5 protein-coding genes are annotated in these 5,824 nt (G+C 62.1%); all 5 read right to left on the minus strand.

All coding sequences use genetic code 11. The annotated features are described in order from the left end of the window. Positions 1-233 precede the first annotated feature (233 nt). Entirely contained in the window at positions 234-1,736 is a 1,503-nt protein-coding gene (locus M2427_RS41855; protein WP_280712540.1) for a hypothetical protein, read from the minus strand. 302 nt (positions 1,737-2,038) lie between these two features. Beyond that, a complete protein-coding gene (locus tag M2427_RS41860) occupies positions 2,039-2,893 on the minus strand; it encodes a DEAD/DEAH box helicase (protein ID WP_307756453.1) in 855 nt (284 codons plus the stop codon). 728 nt (positions 2,894-3,621) lie between these two features. Continuing rightward, positions 3,622-4,398 (minus strand): Hachiman antiphage defense system protein HamA, encoded by a 777-nt coding sequence (locus tag M2427_RS41870; protein ID WP_035653661.1) that lies wholly within the window; start codon positions 4,396-4,398, stop codon positions 3,622-3,624. A 28-nt stretch (positions 4,399-4,426) separates the two neighbouring features. Next, entirely contained in the window at positions 4,427-4,936 is a 510-nt protein-coding gene (locus M2427_RS41875) for a type II toxin-antitoxin system YhaV family toxin (protein WP_021082474.1), read from the minus strand. Beyond that, complete coding sequence (locus tag M2427_RS41880; RefSeq protein ID WP_021082473.1) at positions 4,933-5,271, minus strand: type II toxin-antitoxin system PrlF family antitoxin; 339 nt, start codon at positions 5,269-5,271, stop codon at positions 4,933-4,935. The genes M2427_RS41875 and M2427_RS41880 overlap by 4 nt, the downstream gene beginning before the upstream one ends. Positions 5,272-5,824: the final 553 nt, after the last annotated feature.

Consider the following 5,824-nt stretch of genomic DNA (forward strand, 5'->3'; position numbering starts at 1 on the left):
GGCCAGGAGGGCCTCCAGCTCATCTGGTCCCGACCGAACCGGGACTAAGGGGCCTCCACGGCAACGGCCCCGCCGAAAGGCGGGGCCGTTTCTGCATCGACGTCTCTTCTCACGCGGGTGATCAATCGCGCGTTCAGCGCGCTGCGGCCCGGCGGCTCCGTGCCCGGCTCCGGCATATGCGGTTTGTCCCCGGCGTAGCGACGGCAGATGTTCTAGGCATACCCATCAGATGTCTACCCCTCGTTGTCTTGCCATTGCGCTTCACCTCGCCCAAGCCGGATGATGCGCGAGCTGCGACGGTCGGTCGCGAATTCAACATGGCACAGACTTGGTCGAAATTGCCGAAGGCGCTGTCGGATCCCAACGATGGAGCGGTAGTCCGGCGTCGTGACCGACACTGCGCCCGTATGTTCTTCAATCTCGATGCGACCCGGCATTCCCACATCGACAAAGTTGGGCACGTCGCCTTGCATCGTCCAGTCCTGAGTTTTCCACTTCGAGGTTGCACCACTGAGTGCGTCATTTCTGAACTTCTTCCAGATATGCGCTGTATCGGCGGTCGGCCAATCGGGCTGATCCGAGAGCGCTGCAATCTCATTCGATCGCAACCATCGGTTCATTTCCGCCCCACCGACGAAAACCGGTTGTGTTTCACGAATCGCGGCCATTGCGGCGACTCGGGAGGGCAGTCCGGCCCGGACTAGACTCGCCATCATGGCCTGCGGCACGCCGGCCTCAAGAACGGCCGCGGCGCTGCCTTCAACAAAGTCCGATTCTCCGCCGCTCGCACGGCGCCGCATCCGGATCGCCTCGATTGCCCATACAAGCCGATAAACGAACGCGTCTTCGATGACGCGCATGTTGTCCAGACCGATCGTGACAACATCGGTGCCGCGAAGCCAGGCTGCGAGGAGCTCGCGCCAATTCGCCGGCAGATCGACATCCGGCACGAATGGCCGAATGCCGAACAAGCGCGCCGCCATGCCGGTGAGAGCGGCGCTCAAATCGTCAATTGCGCCGGTCTGTGCTGCGTCATCAGCCCGATCAAGAAGTTCCGTCAATTCAGGGGCGATCGCGTCGATGGCGAGGCCCGCTTCCAGTCCAATGCCCATCGCGAAGGTGGCGCGGCGCTGCACGGCGTCCGATTTGTTCCAGATTAGGCGCGCGCGAGCCTGGAGAATCCACAGTTGGTTGTAGCGGGTCTGTTCGCCTAGCCGGGCGATCTGGCGAGACCACAGTGATCCGTTCAGGGCTTCGTCGATTAGCCGCGGAAGCTCCGCGCTGCCACTGTCCAGCGCTTCGATGAGACCAAAGACAGTTGCATCGAGCTTTTCGATCAGACTCTCGATCGGCTCGGCATCAGCGGCATGGTCCTGTGGAAACCAGGCCTCCTGGGCATTCGCGAGATACTCCATTGCGTCGGCCCGCAGGAAGACGTTCGCGCGCGCCAGACGGTTGAGCACCTCGGCGACGATGGTGATGATGCCGCTTGAAAGCGACCTTGCCGTCGCCGATCCGACGAGGTCTCGCCAAGCGCGTTGTCGCCACCCCTCGGCTTGGAACATCACGTGCAACACAAGGCCTTCCAGATCGACAAAGGCACGGCCTGCACGCCCGGCCACGTTAGCGAATTCTTCGCCGGACAACGGAACGCCAGCACGGTAGAGGGTCGGAATCAGCAGCACAGCGGCATTGAGGTTGAGACCTTGCGCCAACGTCGGTGACGCGACTGTCACGCGCAGAACGCCTGCGGCGAGCAAGCCCTCCACCTCGCGAAGGAACGGCCCTGGTAACCGACCGTGATGAATCGCGACACCGATCGGCAAGCACCGAACCGCGGGATGATCCGGGCCTAGCCACTCGCGACCCACGGCCAAAGCACGCGCGACCGCGGCTGCGTCGTCAAGCAGCGAGGGCAGATAACCGCGACTGTGCAGGTCAACGATGGTCTCGGCGTATCCCTCGACGTGATCACGTTGCGTGCAGAAGACGAGCGCTCGCTTACCCTGAGCCGAAAACTTCCATGCGGCCGCGAGCGTCAGCTCCTTTGTATCGGGAACGGCGTGCGCCGTGGCCGGCGAGCTGCCTCCTCCGGGACGAAATGACGAATATAGGGTCCGCCTGCTTCGAGATCGAAGCTCAGGCGGGCCGAGTTACCCTGCCACATGAGGGTGCCGAAGCGTTGCCGCGTTGGTCGCCAGCGCGACTGAATCGGTGTTCCACCTGCATCACTACGAATCCAAGCGGTCAAATCGTTAAGCTGATCCCCTTCGGGCAAGATCGCCGAGAGACAGACGATGCGACGGGTTTCGTTGTCAGCACGCCTGAGCAGTCTTTGAACGAGGTTCTCGTACCGAATTTCGCGTTCGCTTGGCCCGATCAGGTGACCTTCGTCGAGGACTACGAGCCCGACGTCATCGATGATCGACGGGTCATTCCGCAAGGCGAAGTCCAGCTTCTCCGGTGTGGCGATGACAATATCCTGCGTACGGAGTGCGTCTTCGTCGCCGCCAGCGGCTCCAGCCGCGCCATAGAGCGACGAGACCGAGAACCCAAGGCTCGAGAACGTCCGACGGAATGATCGTTCCGTCTGGGCGGATAATGCGCGAAGCGGCGTTACAATGAGGACCCGCCTGCGCGCCGCGAGCGCCATCAATGCGGCGATCTCGGCGATTCGTGTCTTGCCAGCACTGGTCGGCAACGCGACGACGAGATCGTCGGTCATCGGTTGCTCGTCGGGCTGCTTCGATCTGCGACGGCCAAAGCTCCACCTCGGCGACGTCACGTCCAAAGAGTTCCCCGATGAAGAGTTGGCGCAAATCCTGATAGTTTCCCGCGCCCGCCGGCCCGTCGAGGGGAAGCACCTGATGCAAGCTGCTAGACCACAGGTCATCGACAAGATTGAACGCTATGCGCGCGGTCCACCACAGCGACACGGCATTGGCGTTCCTGGCGAGGGAGATCGCGCGGCGCAGGAGGGACCGAGACTCCTCAATCAGGACCGCGGCCCCGGTCTGAAGAGCGAATTCGAAGAACGCGAGGGCGCGAAAAATGGTTGATGTGGCGATCAACCTGACGGCGTCGTCCGAATCAATCTCTCCTGCGCGCAACGCCTGGCTAATATTTGCATCACCATGGGCTGGGTTCAGCAGCCACGCTCGCGCGCGGCGACCTAGACCGGCCAGATCCCGCAAAATAAGATGCGCCAACGCTTCTTCCGCTGGCGATAGATTCGCGTTCTCAGGCCGTTGAGAGATCAGAGAGAAGGCGAGAGCGGAGTAGCTTGCCAGATGATACGCGGCGGCGCCTGCGATCCGATAGAAGCCCCGGCCGACATCCTCGTGGGAGCCATTTTGCACCAGTGCTTCGAACGCGTTTCCGGCCCGCGCGAAGCCGCGCCGCCAAATCTCATCGTTGCCGCCGCCTTCCCGAAGCGCCATGGATGCGCGCAGCACGGAGAGCGCATATTCGGACAGATCGGTGTCAATCGTTTCTCCGAACGCCGGCGCATCGTCAGGCAGGACGCCGTCGCGGCGAATGATGGACCGCGCCTCGCCGCGAGCTTGCAGCCGACCCCTGACACCGTCAGCGGTCGCCTGCGTCAAGAAGGCTGCCAGTTCGTCAACCGTCTCCAAGGGCGAGTGCTCCCTCGTAGGACAGCCGAATGAACTCCTGATGATCGTCGATCCGAAGGTGGATTACAGTGTGGCTGCGATCAACGCCGGCACCGCGCAGATCGTCGAAAAGCGCTCGGGGCGTGGCATTGCCGGACATCGTGAAGAGAGCATGGTCGATGCGATCGGAGGGAACTGCGCGGCTTGCGACCTCATTTCGGATGATTCGGCCCAATGCCGCGAGCGGACCATCACCCTCCATCAACCTGTCGGCGATAAAGAGCAGGGAGGTCGCCGTCGGCCGGCCACTATCACGCGACAGCGCCGTTCGAGCCTCGATAATCGTTGCGCCGGCGAGATTGGCCCGGCTCTTGGCTTCTCCTTTCAAAAGAAAGAGGTGTCCCTCAGCACTCGATCGCACGCCGATAAAGTCGTCGCCGCGGAGCGCCATCTCGCGGCCATCCTTATAGCGAAGGCGACGAACCGGGACCGAGAAGCCCAACGACTCCTCAACCAGCTCGGTTGCGAAGATTTCCCCTAGCTCGCCGGAGCGTGCCCGCGTGGTTCGGGGAAGACGCTCGGCTAGCAATGCTGCGGCGCTCGCATAACCGAGAAGGGCGACATCCTCCGCTATGCGTTCCATTTCGTCGTAGTGAGAGCGCAGCAGATCGGGAAGACGGCCAGCAATTGCCGCTCGTCCCCCAACCCGCTCGGTAAATTTCAGTAAGCGCTTGCGGCCGTCTTGCGCGGGCTCGCAATCACACCAATCGGCAAACAGCGGCAATCCACTCCCCTATCGGTCGGCACAGGCGTCAATCCTTCGGCTTCGCTCTCGATGCTCGCAACCGCGATTTCGGCCCGGCGCCGGACGCTGCGGCGACCAGCGCGTCCCACGTATCAGGTGGGTTTCCTCGGTTCAGCATCTTCCGGAACACGGCGTAAGCATCCGTCGTGCTGCCATAGGCGCGCAGCGTGTCGTCGTCATTCACCCAAGCCAGGATGATAATCTTGCTCGTGGCCGCCTGCTGATAGCGAAAGAACAACCGATACTGTTGCAAAAATTTCGCGCGAAACCAGTGTTTGTAGTCGGCGCCGAGCGTATCGCCTTGGCGGAATACGTCGCTGGCCGGATCGGCGGGGATGTTCTCAAAGGCGACTTTCAGGACCGCGGCAAGCAGTTTTGCCGCTCGCTTCGTCTTATAGCCTTTCGGGTCTTTGGCACGCGCCTTCTCGACGGCCGCGATTAGGGCCTCCAGCTGATCAAGGAAGAGCGGATGCGCGTAGATGGTCCAGCCATTGATTTCGATCGTCTGGTCCGTCACGCATCGTCGTCCGGCAAGGCTGCGTCGAGATCGACCTCAACGCCCTTGACGAGGGCTGCACCGCGCGCGAGCAGAGTCGAAGGAATCGCTCGAACCCGCGCCGGGTGCGCCGCCATGTCCTTCTCGAGAAAGCGCAGAAAATTTCCGATGACGGGGTCAGCCTGCTCGTCCGCCGCTTTCTTGGCCAGGACGACCGTTCCGTCGGCAAGCCCTCGAAACACCACGCGGTCCCGTTTGCCCAGTGCCAGCATCTTGCGGATGGCGGCAGGAACCGTAGTTTGGCCCCGCTCGGTGATCGTGGCGGGAATTTCGAGGATTTCGGCGGTTTTCGGCATCGAAGGCTCCGATCGTGCGTCCCAGTGTAATGCATTTGCATTGTATGTTCAAGGACCGACGGCGTGATGCCCGCTGCGCATCACGCCATTCGAAGCTCCCGCCTTGACGGACCCTGACCATGCAGAAGCCGCCCACTCGATCCCGATGTCGCCGATACGGCACCGACTTTGAAGACGCTGACCGTGGCCAGCTCGATCTCCTCGCCAACGAATGCGAAGGCATGTGCGATCTCTGATCAGCGCTTTCTGCGCGGGTCCCAATTTGTCCCCGGTCGACTGGCATGATAGCGCCCGACGGGCCATCGCAGCCGTGCTCAGCAAAGCCGCGCGGTCACCTGTTGCTTCGGGCTTCGATGTGCATCTTCACGCATTGCCAACCGGGTGCGCTCTGCCGGCGGTTCTGTCCGTCGTCACGACGTCGATTGTCGCCGTTGATGTCCACTAACCGTTTCTCTCGGCTCGCCCACGGCGTCCTCGATTTGGCATGTCTGACCGAAGGCCGTCGTCGCTTTGCTCCGCCTCGCTCTTATCCCCGCAACATCCGGCCACGACT

It is taken from the genome of Bradyrhizobium sp. BR13661, assembly GCF_029892425.1.
Taxonomy (GTDB): Bacteria; Pseudomonadota; Alphaproteobacteria; order Rhizobiales; family Xanthobacteraceae; genus Bradyrhizobium.